This window comes from Amycolatopsis sp. M39 (assembly GCF_001651785.1).
GTDB lineage: Bacteria > Actinomycetota > Actinomycetes > Mycobacteriales > Pseudonocardiaceae > Amycolatopsis > Amycolatopsis rubida.
Window position 1 is genome coordinate 155,497 of sequence record NZ_LWSF01000014.1, and the last position, 20,736, is coordinate 176,232.

Genomic DNA, 20,736 nt, shown 5'->3' on the forward strand with positions numbered 1-20,736 from the left:
TCGCACCGGTTGTGCAGGGGAGTACAGTCCACTATGGACACTTTACCGTCTCTTGCGGACGGTGGTGCGGGCCTCGGCCGTGCTCAGGGTGTCGGTCCGGCTCTCAGCGCGGAAGCTTGACCACCGTGACGAAGAAGTTGTCGATTTGGCGAATAGCTTCGACAAAGCGGTCGAAATCGACGGGTTTGGTCACGTAGGCGTTGGCGTGCAGATCGTAGCTGCGGAGGATGTCTTCCTCGGCTTCGGAGGTGGTCAGGACGACGACCGGGATGCTGCGGAGCTGCGGTGAGGCCTTGATTTCGCTGAGCACTTCGCGTCCGTCTTTGCGGGGCAGGTTCAGGTCGAGCAGGATCAGTCCGGGGCGCGGGGCGTCTTCGAACGGGGGTTCGCGGTGGAGGAACCGCAGGGCTTGTTCGCCGTCGGAGACCACCGAGAGCGTGTTGCGGATTTTGTGGTGCTCGAACGCTTCCTGTGTCATCAGCACATCGCCGGGGTCGTCCTCGACGAGGAGGATTTCGATGGGTTCGACGGCGTCGGTCATGGTTGTTCGGTCCTTTCGGGAGTTTCTGGTGCGTGCTCGGGCGCCGGGAGGGTGAAGCGGAACGTGGCGCCGGGGCCGGCGGCGGTGTCGAGCCAGATCGCGCCGCCGTGGTGTTCGACGATTTTCCGGCACAGGGCCAGGCCGATTCCGGTGCCGGGGTAGTCCGCGCGGCCGTGCAGCCGCTGGAAGATCACGAAGATCCGTTCGGCGTATTCGCCGGCGACGCCGATGCCGTTGTCGGAGACCGAGAACAGCCATCCCCCGGGGGAAGGCGCGGCGGTGACGCGGACTTCGGGCGGTTCGGCGCCGCGGAACTTGATCGCGTTGGCCACGAGGTTCTGGAACACCGCGGTCAGCAGCGCGGGCTCGCCAGTGACAGCGGGCAGGGCGCTGTGGGTTATCTGTGCTTGGCTGTCGGCGATCGCGGTCTCGAGGTTGGCCAGCGCGGCCTCCAGGGAGGCTGTGGTGTCCACTTCGACGGGCTCGCCGGTGTTGCGGCCGACGCGGGAGAAGGCGAGCAAGTCGTTGATCAGCACCTGCATCCGTTTGGCGCCGTCCACGGCGAAGCCGATGTACTGGTCGCCGCGCTCGTCCAGCTTGCCCTGGTAGCGCTTTTGCAGCAGCTGGCAGAAACTCGTCACCTTGCGCAGCGGCTCCTGCAGGTCGTGGGAGGCGACGTAGGCGAACTGTTCGAGGTCGGAGTTCGAGTGTTCCAGTTCCTGGGTGCGCTCCTCCAGCAGCGTCCGGGTCTCTTCCAGCCGCCGGACGTCGTTGGTGATGCGGGCGCGCAGGGACTCGACGTCGGCGGCCAGGTCCCGCATCTCCCGCGGCCCGGACCCGCGGACCTGCCGCGTGATGTCGTTCCGCGTGACGTCCCGGACCTCGGCGGCCAGAGTCCGGATCGGGAGGACCAGCTTGCGGTGCAGGACGGTGACGGCCGCCGTCAGCGCGGCGCACAGCAGCACCGCGATCACCACGAGCATGGCGGTGAGCAGGCCGGTGGCGTTGTCGAGGCGGTCGCGGGCGGCCTGCTGGTCGGCGAGCAGGTGCGAGCGCTGCGTGGTCAGGGCCCGGCGGAGCCGGTCGAACACGTCCTTGCCTTCGAGCACCTGGGCCGGGCTCACGGTCGTTCCGGCGAGCGCGGGCGCGACGAGGGTGCGGCGCCACTCGTCCGCCGTGGCCAGGACCGCGTCCAGATCCTGGCCAGCCGTGCTGCCTGGCCCGGCTCCGAGCCGGCGCAGTTCGCTCGCCGCGGCGTCCTGCGTGGCCAGGCCGGCCCGGTAGGGGGCGAGGAAGTCCGGCTGCCGGGCCAGCAGGTAGCCGCGGACGCTGGTCTCCTGGTTCAGCAGGGCCGCCGAGAGCACGTTCGCCTGGGCCACCTGCGGAGCGGTGACGTCGAGCAGTTGCCCGCGAGCGCTGGTCAGCTTGGCCACGGCGAACCCGCCGGCGACGATCGCGGCGGCGAGCAGCGCCGCGGTGACGGCGCCGGTGACCCGTCCCCACCGGCTCAGCGGCCACGCGTTCGCGGTTCGGCCGGCCTTCATCGTCGTTCTCCGGCCGGGTCGCAGGTCAGCAGCGCCAGCGCGATGTCGTCGTCGAGCGGGCCGCCGTGGAGAGCGTCCATCGTGCGGATGAGGCGGTCCAGGGTCTCGTCGCGGTCGCGGCGCTCCGGCAGCAGCCGGGTCGCGATGTCGTGCATCCGCTCCGGTCCGGTGTGCCGCCGCCCGTCCGGGGTGCGGCCTTCGAAGATCCCGTCGGTGTAGAGCAGCAGCGACCACTGCCGCCCCAGCGGCACGTGAAGCTCGTGCCGTTCGATGCCCGGCGTCACTCCCAGCGGCGGGCCCAGGTTTTCCGACAGCAGCCGCGGCCCGTCCGGAGAGTCCAGCAGCAGCGGCGGCGGATGGCCGGCCAGGGTCATCCGCAGGCTGCGCCGGTCCGGGGCGACGGTGAGCGCGCAGACGGTGGCGAACAGCGGCTGGATGGCCTCGACGAGCAGGAGTTTCTCGACGAGGTCCAGCACGTCGGACATCGGCATGCCGGCCAGCACGACCGAACGCCAGGCGATGCGCAGCGCCACGCCGAGCGCGGCCTCGTCCGGGCCGTGCCCGCTGACGTCGCCGATGATCAGCCGGACCGATCCGTCGGGCACCTCGATCGCGTCGTAGAAGTCGCCGCCCAGCAGCGTGCCGTCCCGGCCGGGCCGGTACCGCACGGTCAGGCCCAGCCGCGGGTCCTCGATGAGCGGGCTGGGCAGCAGGCCGCGCTCGAGCCGCGCGTTCTCCCGCATCAGCAACTGGTGCTGCAGCAGCCGCTGCTCGAACTGTTCGGCGCGGCCGCGCTCCCAGGCATACCGCAGAGCTCGCAGCAGCAGCTGCCCGTCGACCTGGTCTTTGGCCAGGTAGTCCTGCGCGCCCGCGCCCACCGCGGCGATGCCCGCCGTGTCGTCCTGCCGCCCGGTCAGCACCACTACCGCGATCGTGGGCGCCTCGGCCAGTATCCGCGCCAGCCCGTCGAGCCCGACCGCGTCCGGCAACTGCAGGTCCAGCAGGACGCAGTCGGCCCGCGGCAGCCGGGGCAGTGCCTCGGCCACGGCCGACACCCGCTCCAGGACCACGCGTTCAGAGTTGTCCGAGGTTTTCGCTGAACTGAACACGCGGATTCAACTGGTCGTGGTGCGGCACTTTCCTGATCTGCGGGAACAGCGCCGCTGACCCCTTCGCTGCTCAGATCGGGTTCGCGGTGTGCTGCGCGCCCAGCTGGGAACGCAGCGTGTTCAGGTCGCAGTACGCCCGCGGCGGCAGCCCGAAGCGGCGGCGGAACTCGTTGATGAAATGCGACGCGCTCGGGTAGCCGACCGCCCGGGACACCGACACGACGGTCCCGTTTCCCCGCACCAGCAGGTCCCGCGCCCTGGTCAACCGCATCTCCTTGACGAACTGGTACGGCGACTTCCCGGTGGACTGCCGGAACAGCGCGGTCAGCGCGGACGGGCTCATCGCCACCTGCTCCGCCATGTCGGTGACGGTCAGCGGCTCGGCCAGGTTGTCCTGGATGAACGTGACGACCCGTGCGACCGGATCGTGGTTCTGCTGCGCCGCGGCGATTTCCAGCAGCCGCTCGTACTGCTCGGCCTGCAGCACGCGATAGACCATCTCCTGCAGGTACGCCGGCGCCAGGATCCGCCGGTCCGGTCCGGTGGACAGCGCCCGCAGAAACCGGATGACCGAACTCATCAGCCCGGAGTCCAGCGCCGAGACGAACGCCTTCGACGGGTCCGGCGGGCTGTCGGCCAGCATTTCCGCCCGCCGCTGCTCCAGCATTTCCACCGACACCCGCCGGACCACCGCGGGGTCGATCTGCAGCACGAAGGAGAGGAAGGGCTTCGTGAAGGTGGCCTCGAGAATCTCGGCCTGGAAGTGCAGGTGGCTGTTCAGAACCAGGTAGTTGAACGGGTCGTACCGGTAGGGCTGCCCGTCCACCGTCACGCACTTGCGGCCCTGGCCGACCACGCACAGCGACAGCGACTGGACCTCTTCCCAGCTCGGCGCGGTCGGCTCGGAGAAGCGGTAGATCGTCAGCCCCGGCCACAGGCCGGTGTTGCCGCCGGCCTCCGGTGCGCGCCTCGCCAGCTCGGCGATCAGGTCGCCGGGTGTCATCCGGTCTTCCAGCGGCGGAACGGACCGCACCATGCCTGCCTCCGACGTCACGGAGCCGCCCCGCCGCACCGGCGACTCTGCCGTTTGGACCTGGGAGTTTACCCTCTTCGGACGAGCGAAGCGAGGCTCGTTCGAGTCCGCTCACCCGATGGTCTCGAACTCCCGCACGCTCCGCTCGGCCAGGTTCGGGATCGCTTCGCCGAGCACATGCTTCCGGAACGCGTCGGTAGCGCGGTGGTCGGCGTACCCGGAGGCGTCGACGTACTTCTCGTACAGCACAAAGGTGTCCGGGTCGTCCCGGCTGACGTGTGCCTGGAACTCCAGCACCTTCTCTTCGGCCCGGTTGCCGGGCGTGACCGTTTCCAGGATCTGCCGGATTTTCTCCGCCTGCCCCGGCTTCGCGACCCAGGTGGCGACGACGACGTAAGCCATGAACCCTCCGAACTGCGCAGAATTGTCAGAACTGCTCACAAGGTGCTGAACCCGATGGCGCGCAACTGTTCGCGGCCGTCGTCGCTGATGTCCGAGGGCCGCCACGACGGGGACCAGACCCACACCACGCGGAAGTCCGCGACGATCCCGGGGTCTTCCAGCAGCGCCGTCCGGATCTGGTCTTCCATGATCCCCGTCAGCGGGCAGGCGGGCGAGGTCAGCGTCATGGTCAGGGTGGCGATGTCGTGCTCGTCCACGGTCACGCCCCGCACGAAACCCAGGTCGACGACGTTGACCCCCAGGTCGGGGTCTAGCACGTCGTAAAGCGCCTCCCGCACCGGAACCGACCGCGCGTCCGCCGGCGCACTGTCGAGGGCGGGTTCGTCCGCGGCCTCGACGGGCACCGGTACGGCGGCGGCCTCGTACGCGCCTGCCGGTTGCAGTTCGACCCGCACGTCGGCTGTCTCGCTGCTGATCCAGTCTGCCTTGCCGTGTGCCTTCCGCCGCACCCGCACGATCGGCTCCGCAGGCGTGGCGGAACCGCCTGCCACGATCAGCTGCCCGGGCGAAAGCCCGGCTCGGGCGGCGTTCGCCAGTGCCTGGTCGAGCACCCTGGCGACCGGCTCGCACGTACGACCAGGCCCCAGTCGCAGCTTCGCGACCGCGTCCACCACGCTCAGCCCACGCACTCGCGCCAGCGCCGCCCGGGCGTCGGCGACTGTCACCCTCGTCTGGGACGCGAGCGTTTCCAGCACTGCAAGGGTCGTCACGGCAGTTCCTCCTCGGTGAACTCAGCGGGCTCAGGCCCGGGATGCTGTCTTGGTGCGCGGCATCAGCCGTTTCAGCGGCAGCGACTCGTCGGCGAGCTGCTCGGCCGTCACCTCGTGCGGTGCGAACAGCATCCGGCGGGCGGCGAGCACGTCACCGGGCCGGTTGAGCGAGATGACACCCTGAATCCGGCCGTCGGCCAGCGAGAACGCCGAGAAGCTGCGATCGGCCAGCCGGCCGCGCAGCACCACCGAATCGAAGGCGCCCATACGGCCGGTCGACTGCAGACTGTGCTCGTACTGGTCGGACCAGAACCAGTGCGGCTCCTCGAACGGCGTCGCCTCGCCGGCCAGGTTGGCGGCGACGTTCGCGCCCTGGCGCACGGCCGTGTCGTGGTGCTCGACCCGGATCCGCGTGCCGTAGCGCGGGTGGTGCTGCGCCGCGACGTCACCGGCCGCGTACACGTGCGGTGCCGACGTCCGCCCGTACTCGTCGACCGCGAGCCCGCCGTTCGCCACGGCGAGCCCGGCGTCCCGTCCCAGCTCGCCGTTCGGCAGCGAGCCGATGCCGACCACCACCAGATCGGACTCCACGCGGTCGCCGCGACTGGTGGTCAGCACGAAGCCGTGCCGGCCGCGGTCGACAGCCGTGACGTGCTCGCCCGCGCGGATTTCCACGCCGCGTTCGCGATGGATGTCCATCAGTATCGCGCCGATCGCCGCGCCGAGCACCCGCGCGAGCGGAGCGGGCTCCGGCTCGAACAGGGTGACTTTGGTGCCGAGCGCGGTGGCGGACGCGGCCACCTCGCACCCGATGAACCCGGCGCCCAGGATCGCGATCCGTTGCGCCGTCGCCAGTTCGGCACGCAGCCGTCCGGCGTCGGCGGCCGTGCGCAGGTAGTGGATGCCCTCGCCGTCGAACCCGGGAAGCCGCCGCGGCCGCACGCCGGTGGCCAGCACCAGGTCGTCGTAGCCGAGACGTTCCCCTGTGGACAGTCCTACGCTTCGGCCGGCCACGTCGAGGGACACAGCGCGCACGCCGAGCCTCAGCTCGACGTCGTTGGCCGCGTACCAGCCGGGTTCCTGCGGCCGCACCAGCTCGGGCGGTCCGGTCAGGAACTCCTTCGACAGCGGCGGCCGCTCGTACGGCACCCCCGGCTCCTCCCCGATGAGCACGACGTCGCCGTCGAAGCCCTTTTTGCGCAGGTGGGCGGCGGCCGACGCGACCGCGGCACCGCCGCCCACGAGCACACAACGCCGGGTCGTCATCCGAGGTCCACCCGGATCGTGCCGTCCTCGTCCACCCGGCAGGGGAACGAGGCGAGCCGGCAGTTGTCCGGGTTCACGCCGGAGCCACTGCGGGCGTCGAACACCCACATGTGCCGGGAGCAGGTGAGCGTCTCGCCGTCGAAGTCGCCCTCGTCGAGCGCCCAGGCCTGGTGCGGGCAGCGGTTCCGGTACGCCCGCACGTCGCCGTCGATGTTCATCAGCAGGACCTTCTCGCCGCCGACCTCGACGCCCGCCATCTCGCCTTCCCACAGCTCGTCGAGCCGCATGGCCTCCCGCCACTGCCCGGTCACCGCTCCGCTCACCGCGCCGCACGCATCCCTTCCGGCTCGAAGATCGGCTCGTGGAACGCCTCGCGGGCGGCCTTCGCGCCGGCGGCCACCTCGCTCGCCGGGCGGCCGCGCTCCGGCCGGGTCGCGAGCAATTCGCCCAGCCCGGCCGCCGCCGCGTCCGCGATCGGCGACCAGCGCTCGATCCAGCGGCGCAGCACGTCGGCGTTCGACGGCCGCTGTTCGACGGCGAACCGCGCCAGCGCCGAACTCCACCGGTTGCGCCGGTTGTTGTCCTCCTGCAGGAACGACAGCAGCAGCCAGGACTCTTCGTCGCGGTTCTCGCGCGAGACCTCTTTGAACTGCCTCACCAGCACGTCGTCGAACGTCGGCGCCAGCACCAGGTTCAGCGCGGCAAACGCCTCGCCCCAGTCGTAGCTGACGAGCGCCTTCTCTACCGCGCGCCGGGCCGGCTGCCAGGCTTCGAGCGTTTCCCACAGCCGCCGCTCGGCAGTGCCGGCTCCGCTGTCCGGGTGCGCGATCTGCAGCTCGCGGGTGCGGTAGGCGGTCAGCGTGACCCGGCGCAGGTAGTCGGCCGTGGCGAAGCCCGCCGTGTTGGTCACATACGAGGTCGGGGCCAGGTAACCGAGATACGCCTGGATCTGCTGACAGCCGTGCAGGAGGTAGCGCGACGGCGTGAACAGCGAGGTCAGCAGGGCCAGCTGCCCGGGCGCGAGCGCGGCGTCCGAGCCCGCGTACTCGTCGAGCACGCCACCGGTCTTCGCCTCGGCTTCGGCCTGGGTCGTGACGTATGTCTTGTAGGTCAAGGCATCCGGGTCGCGGAAGGCGTCCCAGTCGTCGACCTGCAACGGCGATTTGTCGCGGTAGGTCAGAAACCACAGGTTCGCCGGCGAGGACGGGTTCTGCTCGAACGCGCCCGTGCGGTTCTTGCGCAGCGTCCAGTTCTGGGCGTGCGTGACGATCTCGTAGTCGCTCGGCATCCGGCGGATGTCGCCGAACGCGCTGAACGTCTTGCGCGGCCTTGTCTTTTTCGGCTGTGTCATGCCCGCACTCCTTTACCGGCCGCCGCGGCTTTCCGTGCCGAGATCCGTTCCCAGACGATCGCGCCGCTCGTGGTGATGGCGCGCCCGGCGAAGGAGGACATCATGGTTTCGAGCGAGCGGATCTCGAACTCGCTGCCGAGGTAACGCCGCAGCGTCTCCTCGGTCAGCACCACCCGGTCCTCGCCCTGGACGCGAACGTAGGCGCCCCGGTCGACGACCTCGATCTCCTTGTCCGGGTTGTCGTCCTCGATCGCCGCGATCACCTGTTCCACCTCGTCGCCCATCCGCAGGATCGGGCCCACTGGGTTCTTCACCGTGCTCCCTCCCGCAGGTCGTACTCGACCCGGACATGGTCGAGCGGGCCGATGCCCGCCTCGGCCACGGTCAGCTCCGGAGCCAGCCGCCGTCCTTGGTGGAACACGACCTTTTCCGCGTCCTGGGCCCGCACCCGCTTGCCCTCGACGTGGTGGGCGACCGCGGCCGCCACTTCCCGGATCGTGTCCGCGGTGGTGACCGGAACCAGGATCTGCACGAAGTCGTCCGCGAAGATGGCGTTGAGCGGCACCAGCTGCGGCGCCTGGTCCTGCGGGTCCGGCTCGACGGTTTCGGCCATGGCTCAGCCCTCCCCGGCGCCGGCGGCCAGCGCCAGGCCCTTCGCGGGGCGGCCGACGTAGTCCCTGGTCCAGGCCTCGTAGTCCGGGTCGTCGCCCATCACCTCGGGCGTGAGTCCCATGTGGGCGAGGATGCCGCCGACGTCCATCGGCTGGATCTGCCCGGCGAGGAACCGGTCGATCAGCGTCTCGTGGTTGACGTTGTCCCGGTCCTTCCACCAGATCTGGCGGCAGGCGTTGGTGCAGAAGTGGTGCGTCTTCCCGTCGTAGTCCAGCTGCCAGGACGGGACGCGCCAGCGGCCGGACCGGGTCGGCACGGCATTGCAGCAGGGCAGGTTGCACATGCTGCACAGCCACGGCAGCGTCTCGGGGAGCGTGGCCTCGACGTTGTTGGCGTTGATGTTGTCGATGATCACGTCCCACTTGTCGCCGTAGACCTGCTCCCAGTTCGGGTACTTCTCGCGCAGCCAGTCGCGCTCGTCCTTGCTGACCGCGGCCTTCGGGCGCCACCACAGCGTCGGGCGCCAGAACCACAGGCCCATGTGCAGCCCGTGGTGCCAGGTGTCGAGGCCGCGCATGAACTCGTCCCAGAACCACGGCTTCTTCAGCCCGTAGTCCTCGATCGTGTGCACGAACTGGTCGACGATCCACTCCTCCATGAACTCCCGGTAGGACTGCTTCCGGTGCTCCAGCGGGGTGTAGTAGTCCATCGCCGGGCCGGTGAGCGCGGCGAACGCGCGGGCCGAGCCCCAGAAGTTCTTGTCGATGATCCACTGGGCGCGCACGGGGTCGTGCTCGACGAGGATCTCCATCGTGGGGCCGCCCTGCTGCGAGTGGCGGGCCTCGTCGGTCTGGATCGAGGAGATCATGTTGGCGAAGTTCACGTCGCCCGCTTCCAGCGCGTCGGCCGAGAGCGCGACGAACTGCAGGTTGGTGAACCCGGTCTCGAAGGTGAACGGCAGCGCGATCGCCAGGTCCACCACGTTCGGGGCGATCATCATGCCGTCGAACAGGTTCCGCAGCGAGATCGGCACCCAGTTGTCCATGTGGAAGGTCTTCTGGGTCCAGTCGTACTGCGGGTCCTTCTTGATGAACTCGTGCCCGAAGAACGTGGTGATCTGCGCGTGCCGCAGCTCGTCCAGCTGGCCGAAGGCGGCCATGTTGCGCCAGGCCGCGTTGAGCCCGAACCGCGCCATCTTCAGTTCGCCGAGCACCGCGGCGTACTCGACCAGCGCGACGCCGCCGAAGTGCATCTTGGTCGAGGACTTCCAGCCCTCGTCGAGGTGATCGAAGGTGGTCGACCGCTGGAGCGCGGCCTTGACCGCGTACGCGGACTGCTCCTTGTCGCGCTGGGTCGTCACGTAGTCGGGGTAGCTGACCTTGTAGTCCTCTTCCCAGTCCAGCCAGGCCTCCCGCGGCACCTTGCCGGTGCCGCTGTGCCATTCGGGGAACACGGCCTCGTCGTCGACGTAGCTGTAGGTCCAGTCGACGTCGCGGACGAACCCCTGCCACTCTTCCCGCTTCAGCAGCGTCATCGGTGCTTCCCTTCTCAGTCGACTTCGAGGTGGCCGAGCTGGCGGTTGATGCCGGCCCCGTCCCAGTAGGCGGAGATCCGGTCGATGAGCCCGTCGCCATCGACGTGGAAGATGAACAGGTGGGGCTCGCTGAACTTCTGTCCCCGGGGCTCCGCGGCGCCCCAGGCGAGCTGCTGGCTGCCGCCGATGTCGCACCGCACCACCACGTCGCCGTTGTCGTTCGCGTCGACGCTGTGCACGTCGGCGAACAGGTCGGGGAACGAGGCGATCAGCCCGACCCAGATGGTCTTGCCGACCGTCTTCACCTTGCCGTCGCCACGCAGCACACGCTGCTTTCCCCACACCTCGAAGGGCACGTAGAAGAAGTCGGCGTTGTCGGCGCACAGATCGGTCATCGCGTCGACGTCGTGGCGCCGGTAGGCGTCGAAGAAGGCGGTGACCTGTCCGGCGGCTTCCCGGCTCCGGCTCCGCGGTTCGGTTGTTGTCATCGGATTCCCCTCACACGANCTCACACGAGCGAGATCTGGTCGAGGCGCTTCACCGCGAGCCGCCGGTAGAGCTGGTTCTGGCACCAGTACGCGTCGACGCCGGTGATGCGGTCACCGGCGACGGTGAACCGCCAGGCCTGGTCCACGTCGAGGTGCTTCTCCTGGTTGATCGCGCCGAGGTAACCCGCCGCCTGGGTGCCCTCGACCTTCAGCTCCGCGGTGACCACGGACCCGGTCTCGATGAGGTTCTTCACCGTCACGAGCAGGTCCGGGAACGCCGTGGCGGTTTCGGTGAGGAACGCCCGCAGTTCGGCCGCACCGCCTTCGCTCAGCCCGGTCGGATGGATGTCCACGCGCACCGAATCGTCCACAACGGACAGTGCGGCCCCGGCGTCACGATTGCCGAACGCGGTCAGGAAAGCCGACACGATCTGCGTGGGGGTCGCCTCCGGGGCGGTCTCGGCCCGGTCTTCGGACTGGTCCCCGCGGGTGAAGAGTTTCATCGCTGTCCCACCGCCTTCAGCAGGGCGTCGGCCGTCGCCTCGGTGGAGGCGGGGTTCTGGCCGGTGATCAGGTTCCGGTCCACGACCACGTGCGAGACCCACGCCGACGGCCCGTCGTCGAACACCGCACCCGCGTTCTTCAGCGCCGTGTCGACGTACCACGGCAGGCCGAGCTTGCCCGGCTCCGTCTGGTCTTCCTCTTCGTCGGTGAAGCAGGTGAGGCGGTAGCCGTCGAAGAGCCATTGCCCGTCTTCGCGTTCGGGGGCCGACAGCAGCAGCGCGGGACCGTGGCACAGCGAGGCGATCGGGGCCTGCTTGTCGTGCAGCACCTTCAGCAGCCTGGCCACGTCGGGGTTGTCGGAGAGGTCGACCATCGGCCCGTGCCCGCCCGGGGCGAAAACGGCGTCGAACTCGGCGAGCTGCTCGTCGCTCAGGTCCGCCAACGAGGCGGGCTGCCGGAAACCCGGGATGGCGTCCAGCTTCGCCTTGCGGTCGGCGGCCAGCTGCCGGCTCGCGGCGTCCAGTTCGGCGACCGCGGCCCGGATCTCCTCCGCGGGCAGACCGCCGTCGAGACCGTCGTCCGTCATCACGTCGGCGAGCTGCCGGTCCTCGCGCCAGGCGATCCGGGCGGCCTTGCTGACCAGCGCGTGGGCCTCGACCGGCGAGAACCCGCGGGTCTTGAGCCGCTCGGCGAGCCGCCGCGCGGCGACCAGGCCCAGCTCGGTGTTCTGGTGCAGCGTGATCCGGATGTCGTCCGGGTCGCGGTGGAACGTGCGGGTCACGGACGCGAAGAAGTCCTGATCCGGTTCGGGGTAGTGGAAAAACGGCTCCAGCCCGTAGGGGTCGGCGAACGGCGGCTCCCCGTCGGGCGTCAGCACCACCACCTCGGCTCCGGCGTCGACGAACCGCTCGTACGGTTTGACGGCTTCTTCGGCGAAGTAGCCAGTAGTGTGCCGGCCGCCGTCGGCGAGTTCGATCTCCTTCGCACTCGAGACGAGGTAGGCGATGCGCGCCATGTGACCTCCAGATGAACGTGCGGTTTCGGTTGGCGTGCCGAAACGCTAGCCGCCGGATGATCCCGGCCGCATCGAAGATTCCTGCGGAAGATGTGCGGATTCCGGCAACCGGTGCGGGTTCCGGTCGAGGTCTGCAAGATTCGTGCACGAACCAGCTCGCGCCGCGGCCGCGGCGGTTACTTTCGGGACGGTCTTTCCGGCCGGCGGCGCCGGAGTCGTCTCTTTTCGAGAGCGAGGTTTTCCCCATGACACGCGTACTGTTCGCGGTGTCCGGCTCGGCCCACTGGACACTGGCCGACGGCACCCGGCACCCGTGCGGCTTCTGGCCGGAGGAACTGGCGGTGCCGCACAAGATCTTCCGCGACCACGGTTTCGATCTCGTGATCGCCACCCCGGGCGCGGTGGTCCCCACCGCCGACGAGGCCGGTTTCAGCCCCGAGATGAACGGCGGCTCGGCCGAGCCGGGACAACGGTTCCGCGCCTACCTCGAAAGCATCGCGAGCGAACTCGGCGCACCCGCCGACCTGAACGAGGCCGACCCCGCCGAGTTCGACTTCGTGTTCGTCCCAGGCGGACACGGGCCGATGGAAGATCTGGCTGCCAGCAAGGAATTCGGCAGGCTGATCGCGGAGTTCGACGCCGCGGGCAAACCCGTGGCCGCGGTCTGCCACGGGCCGGCGGCTCTGCTGCCGGCGACGGACGCCGACGGCCGGTGGCTGTTCGCGGGCCGCCGGTTGACCGGCTTCAGCAACGTCGAGGAAGGTCAGGTCGGCTTCGCCGACAAGGCGCCGTGGCTGCTGGAGGACCGCCTTGGTGACGGAGGCGGGCAGTTCGAGAAGAGCGCCAGCGCTTGGGAGCCCCACGTGGTGGTGTGCGGAAACCTTTACACCGGACAGAATCCGGCCTCGTCGGCCCCGTTGGCCGAGCGGCTCGCCGGGGCGCTGAAACCGGTCGAGACCGTTCACTGAGCCGTGCCGGGGGTGCCCGCAGGGGGCACCCCCGTCACCCGTTGCGGACGCCGAACTCCGCGCGAAGCGCGCGAAGATCGGAATACGCGCGCGGGGTTGCCCCGAACCGCCCGCGGAACTCGTTGATGAAATGCGACGCGCTCGCGTAGCCGACCGCCTTCGACACCTGAGTGACACTCAGCCTTTTTTCGATCAACAGATCGCGCGCGCGGTTGAGCCGCATCTCCTTCACGAACTGGTACGGCGATTTCCCCGTCACCTCACGGAAGAGGTGCGAGAACGCCGATGGGCCGAGCGAAACCCGTTCCGCCAGGTCGCTTACCGTCAGCGGCTCGGACATGTTGTCCCGCACGTAGGAGACGACCTCGCTCACCGGGTTGCGCGCCACCTCGGACGCCGCGATCTCCAGCAGCCGCGAGTACTGCTCGGCTTGCAGGATCCGGTACACCATCTCGGCCAGGTAGATCGGCGCCAGCACCCGGCGGTCCGCGCCGGTGCCCGTCGCACGGAGGAACCGCAGGGTGGCCGACATCAGCGTGCAGTCCAGCGGGGTGACGAACGCCCGCTCGGACTGATTGCGGGCCATCCGGTCGAACGTCGTGGCCCGCCGGTCGAGGACGTCGGCCGACACCCGCCGCACCAGCGCGGGGTCCACCTGCAGCACCAGCGAAAGGAACGGCCTGGCCGGGGTGGCTTCGAGAATCTCCGCGGTGAAGTGCTGGCGGTCGCTCAGCACCAGGTAGTTGAACGGGTCGTACGCGTGTGCGCGCCCGTCGGCGACCACGCGCTTGCGCCCCTGCGCGATGATGCACAGCGACAGGGACCGCACCTCTTCCCACTGCGGGGCGACGGGCCGGGTGTAGCGGTAGAAGGTCAGTCCCGGCCAGCCACCGGAGTTGCCGCCGAGCGCGGGCGCGCGGTCCGCGATTTCGGCGAGCAGGTCGCCTGCCGTATGGCGTTCTTCGAGGGGCCGGAGCAGGTCCGTCACGTCGTTCGCCTCCCGTCGGCGGGCCCTCGTCGGCCCAGAACCCCACGGTAGGCCGCAGCCGATCCTGCGGGACTGCGGATTCCGGGTGGCTGTCTGCGGATTCGCGTGCGGCCGGCGCAGGCGGTCCGGCCCGGGGATGGTCCCGCAGGGCACGATGCTCGCGGCCGTCGGCCTCGGCATCCGCCGCGGCGGCTGTTCACCCGCCATCAGGTCGGCCGCGAGCACCGGCAGGCCCAGGACCACGAGATCGCGGTGTGCGGGATGCCGCTGGGCTCCCCGGCTCGGGTGCTCCGGGTCAACCAGCTGAGGACTGCCCCGGAATCGGGGTCGGCCTTCGCGCAGGTCATCGGACTCAAGGAGCCGGGCGGGGATTGATATCCGCCGCGTTGCTGCTGGTCCGACGTCCGCGCCTTACACTTTCGTGCGAGCAGGGAGCCGACGGAGCTGAGCTGGCGTCGCGCTCGCTACTTCGCACCGAAGCGAGGCAGTATGGGCCAGGAGTACGCACTGACGTGCGAAGCGATCGATATTGTCCTCTCGGACACCCCGCCCAAGACGAAGCGCCTTCTGCTGGGTGATGCCCTGCGTCGCATCCTGGGGGCGGACGTCTTCGCCTCCTTTGTCTGTGATTCGTCCGGGCCTTACGCCGACCCGGTTCAGCTCGACCTCGGCGACGACGCGCTTCGTGCTTATCACCGGCATTTTCGGCACGTCGACGACCTGACCCCGAGCCTTTTCGCGCGGCGGAGCGCTTCGCGGGTCACGCCGGCCGCCGGTGTCTCCGCCGAGTTCGTCCGCGATTTCCTGCACCGCGGCGGGATGTACCACGGCATGAACTACTTCCCGGCCGACGCCGGTCCCGGTTCCGTGGACCTGCGGCTGTGGCGCGGACGCGGCGGCCGCGCGTTCACGGAGGCGGACGCGCGGGTCTTGCGGTCGTTCGGGGACCTGGTCGCCCGGGTCTGGCCCCGGCAGACCCCGGTCGGCGGCAGGCCGCTGTCCAGGCGCGAAACCCAGATCGCGGAGCTGGTCGCGGCCGGGTACAGCGACCGGCGGATCGCCGCGGCCCTCGGCATCGCGCCGCCGACGTTGCGGACCCACCTGAGCAACGCGTTCGCCAAGACCGGCGCCGCCAACCGCGCGGCCCTGGCGGCGCACCACCTGCGCCATCGTCAGAAATGACGATGGCGGCTACCGCGCGGCATGCCGAGACTCCCGGATGAGCCTCATTCGCTGCAAAGGAGCCCCGGATGCCGCTTTCCCCGGCGGGCGTCGCCGCCCTCGCCCACGTCTTCATCCCGGCCGCGGTCGAACGACCGGAACCAGGAGAGTGGACGCAAATCTGTACGGCCGGCGAGATCGCGGCCCAAGTGCCCTCGGCGGGCGGGCAGCCGTATCCGCTCGCGGTGAAAGCGAACATCTCGGTGCGCGGACTGCGCCGATCCGCGGGATGCGCACTCCTGGACCTCGCGCCGGAGGAGGCCGACGCCCCGGTTGTCGCGCTGCTGCGCCGTTCCGGCGCGGTGGTCGTGGGCATGGCGAACATGCACGAACTCGCCTTCGGGATCACTTCCCGAAACGCGAGCTACGGCGCGGTGCGCTTGCCCGGCCGTCCGGACCGCTCGGCAGGGGGATCGTCGGGCGGCAGCGCCGCGGTCGTCGCGCGCGGCCACGCCGAGGTCGCGCTGGGCACGGACACCGGCGGCTCGATCTCGATCCCCGCCAGCCTGTGCGGGGTGGCCGGATTCCGCCCCAGCACCGGCCGCTGGCCGACCGCGGGCACCGTCGGCTTGTCGTGGACCCGGGACACTCCCGGGATCTTCGCGCGATCAGTGCGGCGCCTCGCCGAGATCGACCTGGCGACGCTCGGCGGAACACCCGGCCAGGACCTCCCGCGCCCGCGGATCGGCGTGCCCGCCGAACTGTTCCGCGAGCTGCACGCCAGTACGCGAGCGGCGGTCGAACCGGCCCTGGCCGTTCTGGCGGGTGCGGCCGAGCTGGTGCCGGTGCGGCTCGCGGAGGTCTGGGAGCTGACCCGCGCGGCGGCGATGCCCGTCGTCCGATGGGAAGCCCGTCGTCTGCTCGGCGACGTCGCCGCGCGCGCACTGGGCATGAACTCCGAGCAAGCGTTCGCCAGGCTGGTCGCGGAGGTGCGCAGCCCTGACGTCCGGCAGATCCTGGAAGCGGAGATGTCGTCCCCGGTATCGCCCGGCGAGTACGCGATCGCCCAGCGGCAAACCGAGCAAGCGAGAGCGTGCTACACGGAACTGCTGCACAAGCACGCGCTCGACGCGCTCGCGTTTCCCGCCACGCCCGCACCAGCTCCGCCAGCCTGCTGCGACGGGCCGGTGGAGCATCGGGGAAGCCGCGTCGACGCTTTCGAGCTCTATACCCGGAACACGACACCGGGCGCGATGCTCGGGGCGCCCATGGTCACCTTCCCGCTGGCCACCCCCGCGACGGGTCTCCCGGTCGGGCTGACCGTCCAAGGAGCACGGTTCGACGACCGCCGGACGCTGCGCCTCGCCGAACGAATGGCGGCGGGGCTGTCGGACACCGCCGAGCAGGCCGGTTGACTGAGCGAGAGCGGCGTCAGCCAGCGCCACCGCCCGTTGCCGGCCGGCGTGATCGGGGCGACAGATGTCGTCGCGGCCGTGCGGAAGCGGCGACAGTTGCCTGCTGCCGAAGGGGCGGTCAGCCGGAAAACTGGGGACCACACGGGAGAAAGGCAGCACATGGGCACGGAGATCGTGGTGGTCGGCGCCGGGGTGATCGGGTCGTCGGTGGCGCTGGAGCTGGCCCGCGCGGGGCACCGGGTGACCGTGCTGGACCGCGCCGCCGGACCCGGCCAGGGCTCGACCTCGGCGTCGAGCGCGGTGGTCCGCTACAACTTCTCGACCGCAGCCGGCGTCGCGGCCGCGTGGGAGGCGCATTTCGGCTGGCTGGACTGGGCCGGGCATCTCGGCCGCGACGTCGGGGAACTCGCGCGGTTCGAGAAGAGCGGACTGGTGATGCTCGACGTCGCCGCGGCTCCGCGTGCCGCGTGGCTGCCCTTGTTCGACGAAGCCGGGGTGCCGTACGAGGAATGGGACAGCGCGACGCTCGCCGCGCGCGTGCCCGGCATCGACACCGGCCGCTACTGGCCGCCGAAACCGATTGCCGACAGCCGTTTCTGGGACGACGCCGAAACAACGCTCGGCGGGGTGTACACGCCAGATGCCGGGTACGTCACCGATCCGGCGCTCGCCGCGGTCAACCTCGCGACAGCGGCGGCGGCGCACGGCGCGGAGTTCCGGTTCCGCAGCCAGGTGACGTCGGTGCCGGCGAAGGGCGGGCGCGTCGCGGAGGTGGGGCTGGCCGACGGCACGAGGCTGGCCTGCGACGTGGTGGTGAACGCGGCCGGTCCGTGGTCCGGCGCGCTGAACCGGCTGGCGGGCGCGGGCGCGGACTTCGCGGTGAACGTGCGGCCGATGCGCCAGGAAGTCGCGCACGTGGCCGCGCCGGAGGGCTACGCGGGGCCGGCGATCGCCGACCTGGATCTCGGCGTCTACTTCCGCGGCGAGGTCGGCGGCGGCCTGCTGATCGGCGGCACGGAACCGGAATGCGACCCGTTCCCGTGGCTCGACGATCCGGACGACGCAGTCCCGCATCCGACGATGGCGGTGTTCGAAACCCAGGTGACCCGCGCCGCCCGGCGGCTGCCGGAGCTGGCCGTGCCGAACCGGGCCCGCGGCGTGGCCGGGGTGTACGACGTCGCGGACGACTGGACCCCGATCTACGACCGCACCGGCCTGCCGGGCTTCTACGTGGCGATCGGCACGAGCGGCAACCAGTTCAAGAACGCGCCGGTGGTCGGCCGGTTCCTGACCGCGCTGATCGAGCAGGTCGAGAACGGAGCCGACCACGACGCGAATCCGGTGCAGTTTCGCGCTCCGCACACCGGCGCGAAGATCGACCTCGGCGCGTTCTCTCGCCGGCGCAGCCCGAATAGGGGCAGTTCCGGCACCGTCATGGGATGAATCCGAAGACGGGATCCGCGGGCCGCCCGAGTCCGGACCGCGCCGGACGGCCAGGAGACCGCGGCCGCTGACGAATTCCCGGGTATCCCCTTCACGGACCTCGTAAGAGTTCTCGCCGCCGGGTACGCACTTGCCGGTCGGCTTCGTCACCCGCGAGATGCTCGCGCAGCGCGGCCGACAGCGTCCGGAGCTTCAGCCCTAAGTGGAGGGTCAGCCGGTCGTCCCCGTTGCCGAGGGTGCGGCCGGTGACCTGCTCGACCCGCTTCAACCTCTGGTACAGGGTGGCTCGGTGGATCTTCAGCGCCTCGGCCGTACGGCGGATGTTGCCGCCGTGGTCGAAGAACGTCTCCAGGGTCCGCACGAGGACCTGGTGGTTGTCCTCCTGCTCCAGCGCGGCGAGCGCGGGCACTTCGGCCGCGTCGGCGAGGTCGTCGGCGGAAAGCTTGAGCAGCAAGCCGTACGGCCCGAGCTCGTTCCAGCAGGCGACGTCGCCGACGCTCGGGACGAGCAGCGCCGCGCGGGCGGCCAGCGACGCGTGCCGGTAGGAGCCGGCGACCTCGTCGAGCCGTTCGACGGTGGTGCCGATGCCGAACACCGGGTCCGGCCCGGTCGGCGCGATCCGGGCGAACCTGCCGCGAATCCGGTCGGTGACAGCGGAGATCTGCAACCGCGTCGGCGGCTGGCGTCGCGCGAGCAGGATCCACGCCCGCGCGCGGTTCGCCGCCATCAGCGCGACGTCGGGCGAAACCGCGCGCAGGCCTTCCTCGACCGCTGCCCCGAGCGCGACCTCCTGCGGCGGGGGAGTGGCGCCGCCGGTGCGGCAATGCACCGCCACCACGGTGAATCGCGTGGCCGCCTCCGGGAACAACTCCTCGGCCCGCAGGTCTTCGACGGCCTGCGCCCGGATCAGCGCGTCCGGCGACACCAGCTCCCGCAGGATCGCTTCGTGCCGGGCAAGCGATCGCTGGTGCAGCAACAGCCGCCGGTACAGGATCGTGCCCGCCTGGCGCGCCGCCTCCGCGGCCGCGGCGAATTCCGCCTCGCGGAACGCGCCTTGCCCGTCGATCAGCCACAGGTAGCCGAGCAGCAGCCCGTCGCACCGCACCGGCGCGCACAGCCGGGGCAGCGCGCTGTCGAGGTCGACCACTCCCGGCTCCGTCCAGCTCGCGATCCCCCTGGCGAAAAGCGGATCGGAGACTTCGGCCGGGATCGAGCGGTTCAGCACCGAGCTCACCCGCAGCGGGTCCTCGTCGCCGAAGTGCCTGCTGGCGGCGAGCAGCCGGATCGCCGGGTCGTCGATCGCGACCGACTGCTCCAGCCGTTCGGCGAGTTCGTCCACGATGGACTGCAGATCGTCGTCGGACACCGTCCGCTCCCTTTCGCCGGCCACCCGGCTCTAGGCGTCGAGGGGTCTCCGACACGAAACCATCAGACCGTTGCCGAGGACAATACGCAGGCACCGCCGGCCGCCGGGGCAGGCTCCGGCGTGCGCGGAGTGACTACCCTTGGGATCGAATCGACCGCGGGAGATGGGGCGAGACCCTGGGTGGCCACCCGAGCATCCCGCGCGGCTTCCGCCGTCTGAACACTCGCCGCCCGACCGGCCGAACCGCCCTGCCCCGCCGATGGAGAACGGTCATCGCAGGCAGGCGCCGCGGTGGCCTCCGGTCCGGTCGTGGCGTCAGGAGCGCGCGCGGAACAGCATGCCGTTCGGTGCGCCGCCGCTGGTGCCGGACGATCCCGACGCGACGGTGTTCATCCCGCGGATCGGCGGAGTGCCGGCGAGTGCGAAGTGGCCGGTCGCCGACCCGGATGCGTTGCGCCCCTACGATTCGCTCGCCACCCGGATGCTGCCGCGGCCGCCGTCCGGCCGGGACGCGCGGCAGCCGATTGCCCGCCGCGCGTCGAGCCGAGGGCGGCGGCACCGTCGATCGCCTCGCTGGTCAGCCGGGTCACCGGCTTCCTGGGGAAGATCATGCTCGTGTGGGCAGTCGGCACCGGCGTGGAAAACGACTCGTTCACGATCGCCAACACCTTGCCGAACAGCGTCTTCGAGCTGCTGCTCGGCGGCGTGCTCACCAGTGTCGTGATGCCGCTGATCGTGCGGTCGCAGGACGATCCCGACGGCGGCGCAGCGAATGCTCACGATGGGCCTGACGGTTCTGGGCGCGGGCACCGTACTCGCCGTGGCAGCGGCGCCCGCGCTGACCTCGCTGTATCTGGAGCAGGGCGGAAACGCCGACTCCGAACTGACCAACGCGTTCGCCCGGCTGCTGCTGCCCGAGATCTTCTTCTACGGCGTGTTCGCGCTGCTGTCGGCGATCCTTGCGCGTCAATCGAGAAGTGCGCGTCCCAGCCGGACACTTTGGCCTGCCAGATCAGCAGCACGTCGTTCAGCGAGCCGTGGTGGAACAGCTGTATGCAACAGATTTTCCTGAGTTCGGTGTTCGCGTCGAACCCGGCCTGCGTCTCCGTCGCGAGAAATGCCGCGGATCTCGTCCAGCCGGCCGCCGGCGGGATGCAACCCGTATCGCTCAAGAAGCCGGAATCAGCATTAGATACCTACCTTGACGACGGTCTAGCCTGTCGATT

General features: G+C 70.2%; 23 protein-coding genes. 6 read left to right on the forward strand and 17 right to left on the reverse strand.

Annotated elements, in window-relative coordinates; all coding sequences use genetic code 11:
• Positions 1 to 103: 103 nt before the first annotated feature.
• From A4R44_RS26975 to A4R44_RS27045, 15 genes are all read right to left on the reverse strand, one after another.
• A complete protein-coding gene (locus tag A4R44_RS26975) occupies positions 104 to 541 on the reverse strand; it encodes a response regulator (protein ID WP_067586503.1) in 438 nt (145 codons plus the stop codon).
• A complete protein-coding gene (locus A4R44_RS26980; protein ID WP_067586506.1) occupies positions 538 to 2,085 on the reverse strand; it encodes an ATP-binding protein in 1,548 nt (515 codons plus the stop codon). Before A4R44_RS26980 ends, A4R44_RS26975 begins: the two co-directional genes overlap by 4 nt.
• A complete protein-coding gene (locus A4R44_RS26985) occupies positions 2,082 to 3,155 on the reverse strand; it encodes a PP2C family protein-serine/threonine phosphatase (RefSeq protein ID WP_232791789.1) in 1,074 nt (357 codons plus the stop codon). Before A4R44_RS26985 ends, A4R44_RS26980 begins: the two co-directional genes overlap by 4 nt.
• Positions 3,156 to 3,264: 109 nt before the next feature.
• Positions 3,265 to 4,230 (reverse strand): AraC family transcriptional regulator, encoded by a 966-nt coding sequence (locus A4R44_RS26990; protein WP_067586512.1) that lies wholly within the window; start codon positions 4,228 to 4,230, stop codon positions 3,265 to 3,267.
• A 108-nt stretch (positions 4,231 to 4,338) separates the two neighbouring features.
• Positions 4,339 to 4,629 (reverse strand): putative quinol monooxygenase, encoded by a 291-nt coding sequence (locus A4R44_RS26995; RefSeq protein WP_067586615.1) that lies wholly within the window; start codon positions 4,627 to 4,629, stop codon positions 4,339 to 4,341.
• Positions 4,630 to 4,664: 35 nt separating this feature from the next.
• Entirely contained in the window at positions 4,665 to 5,399 is a 735-nt protein-coding gene (locus tag A4R44_RS46215) for an iron-sulfur cluster assembly protein (protein WP_232791790.1), read from the reverse strand.
• A 30-nt stretch (positions 5,400 to 5,429) separates the two neighbouring features.
• Positions 5,430 to 6,665 carry an NAD(P)/FAD-dependent oxidoreductase gene (locus tag A4R44_RS27005; protein ID WP_067586515.1) on the reverse strand — a complete coding sequence of 412 codons (1,236 nt, stop codon included), beginning with the start codon at positions 6,663 to 6,665 and terminating at the stop codon, positions 5,430 to 5,432.
• Complete coding sequence (locus A4R44_RS27010; protein WP_232791791.1) at positions 6,662 to 6,988, reverse strand: Rieske 2Fe-2S domain-containing protein; 327 nt, start codon at positions 6,986 to 6,988, stop codon at positions 6,662 to 6,664. Before A4R44_RS27010 ends, A4R44_RS27005 begins: the two co-directional genes overlap by 4 nt.
• Entirely contained in the window at positions 6,985 to 8,016 is a 1,032-nt protein-coding gene (locus A4R44_RS27015; RefSeq protein ID WP_067586518.1) for a toluene hydroxylase, read from the reverse strand. Before A4R44_RS27015 ends, A4R44_RS27010 begins: the two co-directional genes overlap by 4 nt.
• On the reverse strand, positions 8,013 to 8,330 hold the full coding sequence (locus A4R44_RS27020; protein ID WP_067586520.1) for an MmoB/DmpM family protein: 318 nt from the start codon (positions 8,328 to 8,330) through the stop codon (positions 8,013 to 8,015). The genes A4R44_RS27015 and A4R44_RS27020 overlap by 4 nt, the downstream gene beginning before the upstream one ends.
• Entirely contained in the window at positions 8,327 to 8,629 is a 303-nt protein-coding gene (locus A4R44_RS27025; protein WP_067586523.1) for a toluene-4-monooxygenase system B family protein, read from the reverse strand. The genes A4R44_RS27020 and A4R44_RS27025 overlap by 4 nt, the downstream gene beginning before the upstream one ends.
• A 3-nt stretch (positions 8,630 to 8,632) precedes the next feature.
• The gene (locus A4R44_RS27030) at positions 8,633 to 10,162 is read right to left on the reverse strand and encodes a toluene monooxygenase (protein WP_067586526.1); all 1,530 of its coding nucleotides are present in this window, start codon (positions 10,160 to 10,162) and stop codon (positions 8,633 to 8,635) included.
• A 14-nt stretch (positions 10,163 to 10,176) separates the two neighbouring features.
• Entirely contained in the window at positions 10,177 to 10,650 is a 474-nt protein-coding gene (locus tag A4R44_RS27035; protein WP_067586529.1) for a nuclear transport factor 2 family protein, read from the reverse strand.
• Between the two features lie 20 nt (positions 10,651 to 10,670).
• Positions 10,671 to 11,153 (reverse strand): nuclear transport factor 2 family protein, encoded by a 483-nt coding sequence (locus A4R44_RS27040; RefSeq protein ID WP_093573509.1) that lies wholly within the window; start codon positions 11,151 to 11,153, stop codon positions 10,671 to 10,673.
• The gene (locus A4R44_RS27045) at positions 11,150 to 12,169 is read right to left on the reverse strand and encodes a type 1 glutamine amidotransferase domain-containing protein (protein ID WP_067586532.1); all 1,020 of its coding nucleotides are present in this window, start codon (positions 12,167 to 12,169) and stop codon (positions 11,150 to 11,152) included. Before A4R44_RS27045 ends, A4R44_RS27040 begins: the two co-directional genes overlap by 4 nt.
• Positions 12,170 to 12,414: 245 nt before the next feature.
• Here A4R44_RS27045 and A4R44_RS27050 point away from each other — a divergent pair, with 245 nt between their 5' ends.
• Positions 12,415 to 13,137 (forward strand): type 1 glutamine amidotransferase domain-containing protein, encoded by a 723-nt coding sequence (locus A4R44_RS27050; RefSeq protein ID WP_067586534.1) that lies wholly within the window; start codon positions 12,415 to 12,417, stop codon positions 13,135 to 13,137.
• Between the two features lie 34 nt (positions 13,138 to 13,171).
• Here the strand turns inward: A4R44_RS27050 and A4R44_RS27055 are convergent, their stop codons facing one another.
• The gene (locus A4R44_RS27055; RefSeq protein ID WP_067586537.1) at positions 13,172 to 14,125 is read right to left on the reverse strand and encodes an AraC family transcriptional regulator; all 954 of its coding nucleotides are present in this window, start codon (positions 14,123 to 14,125) and stop codon (positions 13,172 to 13,174) included.
• 105 nt (positions 14,126 to 14,230) lie between these two features.
• On the opposite strand from A4R44_RS27055, the gene A4R44_RS49285 reads away from it, so the two are divergent.
• From A4R44_RS49285 to A4R44_RS27075, 4 genes are all read left to right on the forward strand, one after another.
• A complete protein-coding gene (locus A4R44_RS49285; protein ID WP_067586540.1) occupies positions 14,231 to 14,500 on the forward strand; it encodes a hypothetical protein in 270 nt (89 codons plus the stop codon).
• Positions 14,501 to 14,614: 114 nt separating this feature from the next.
• Positions 14,615 to 15,307 (forward strand): helix-turn-helix transcriptional regulator, encoded by a 693-nt coding sequence (locus A4R44_RS27065; RefSeq protein ID WP_067586543.1) that lies wholly within the window; start codon positions 14,615 to 14,617, stop codon positions 15,305 to 15,307.
• A 68-nt stretch (positions 15,308 to 15,375) separates the two neighbouring features.
• Entirely contained in the window at positions 15,376 to 16,701 is a 1,326-nt protein-coding gene (locus tag A4R44_RS27070) for an amidase family protein (RefSeq protein ID WP_067586545.1), read from the forward strand.
• Positions 16,702 to 16,860: 159 nt separating this feature from the next.
• Entirely contained in the window at positions 16,861 to 18,144 is a 1,284-nt protein-coding gene (locus A4R44_RS27075; RefSeq protein WP_067586548.1) for an FAD-binding oxidoreductase, read from the forward strand.
• Between the two features lie 91 nt (positions 18,145 to 18,235).
• Here the strand turns inward: A4R44_RS27075 and A4R44_RS27080 are convergent, their stop codons facing one another.
• Entirely contained in the window at positions 18,236 to 19,510 is a 1,275-nt protein-coding gene (locus A4R44_RS27080) for a CdaR family transcriptional regulator (RefSeq protein ID WP_067586551.1), read from the reverse strand.
• A 772-nt stretch (positions 19,511 to 20,282) separates the two neighbouring features.
• On the opposite strand from A4R44_RS27080, the gene A4R44_RS49290 reads away from it, so the two are divergent.
• Complete coding sequence (locus tag A4R44_RS49290; protein WP_067586554.1) at positions 20,283 to 20,582, forward strand: hypothetical protein; 300 nt, start codon at positions 20,283 to 20,285, stop codon at positions 20,580 to 20,582.
• Positions 20,583 to 20,736 lie beyond the last annotated feature (154 nt).

Bases quoted from the DNA above. Each gene is read 5' to 3' on its own strand.
- A4R44_RS26975 (WP_067586503.1), bottom strand. From the start codon at position 541: ATGACCGACGCCGTCGAACCCATCGAAATCCTCCTCGTCGAGGACGAC.
- A4R44_RS26980 (WP_067586506.1), bottom strand. From the start codon at position 2,085: ATGAAGGCCGGCCGAACCGCGAACGCGTGGCCGCTGAGCCGGTGGGGA.
- A4R44_RS26990 (WP_067586512.1), bottom strand. From the start codon at position 4,230: ATGGTGCGGTCCGTTCCGCCGCTGGAAGACCGGATGACACCCGGCGAC.
- A4R44_RS26995 (WP_067586615.1), bottom strand. From the start codon at position 4,629: ATGGCTTACGTCGTCGTCGCCACCTGGGTCGCGAAGCCGGGGCAGGCG.
- A4R44_RS27005 (WP_067586515.1), bottom strand. From the start codon at position 6,665: ATGACGACCCGGCGTTGTGTGCTCGTGGGCGGCGGTGCCGCGGTCGCG.
- A4R44_RS27015 (WP_067586518.1), bottom strand. From the start codon at position 8,016: ATGACACAGCCGAAAAAGACAAGGCCGCGCAAGACGTTCAGCGCGTTC.
- A4R44_RS27025 (WP_067586523.1), bottom strand. From the start codon at position 8,629: ATGGCCGAAACCGTCGAGCCGGACCCGCAGGACCAGGCGCCGCAGCTG.
- A4R44_RS27030 (WP_067586526.1), bottom strand. From the start codon at position 10,162: ATGACGCTGCTGAAGCGGGAAGAGTGGCAGGGGTTCGTCCGCGACGTC.
- A4R44_RS27035 (WP_067586529.1), bottom strand. From the start codon at position 10,650: ATGACAACAACCGAACCGCGGAGCCGGAGCCGGGAAGCCGCCGGACAG.
- A4R44_RS27040 (WP_093573509.1), bottom strand. From the start codon at position 11,153: ATGAAACTCTTCACCCGCGGGGACCAGTCCGAAGACCGGGCCGAGACC.
- A4R44_RS27045 (WP_067586532.1), bottom strand. From the start codon at position 12,169: ATGGCGCGCATCGCCTACCTCGTCTCGAGTGCGAAGGAGATCGAACTC.
- A4R44_RS27050 (WP_067586534.1), top strand. From the start codon at position 12,415: ATGACACGCGTACTGTTCGCGGTGTCCGGCTCGGCCCACTGGACACTG.
- A4R44_RS27065 (WP_067586543.1), top strand. From the start codon at position 14,615: ATGGGCCAGGAGTACGCACTGACGTGCGAAGCGATCGATATTGTCCTC.
- A4R44_RS27070 (WP_067586545.1), top strand. From the start codon at position 15,376: ATGCCGCTTTCCCCGGCGGGCGTCGCCGCCCTCGCCCACGTCTTCATC.
- A4R44_RS27075 (WP_067586548.1), top strand. From the start codon at position 16,861: ATGGGCACGGAGATCGTGGTGGTCGGCGCCGGGGTGATCGGGTCGTCG.
- A4R44_RS49290 (WP_067586554.1), top strand. From the start codon at position 20,283: ATGCTCACGATGGGCCTGACGGTTCTGGGCGCGGGCACCGTACTCGCC.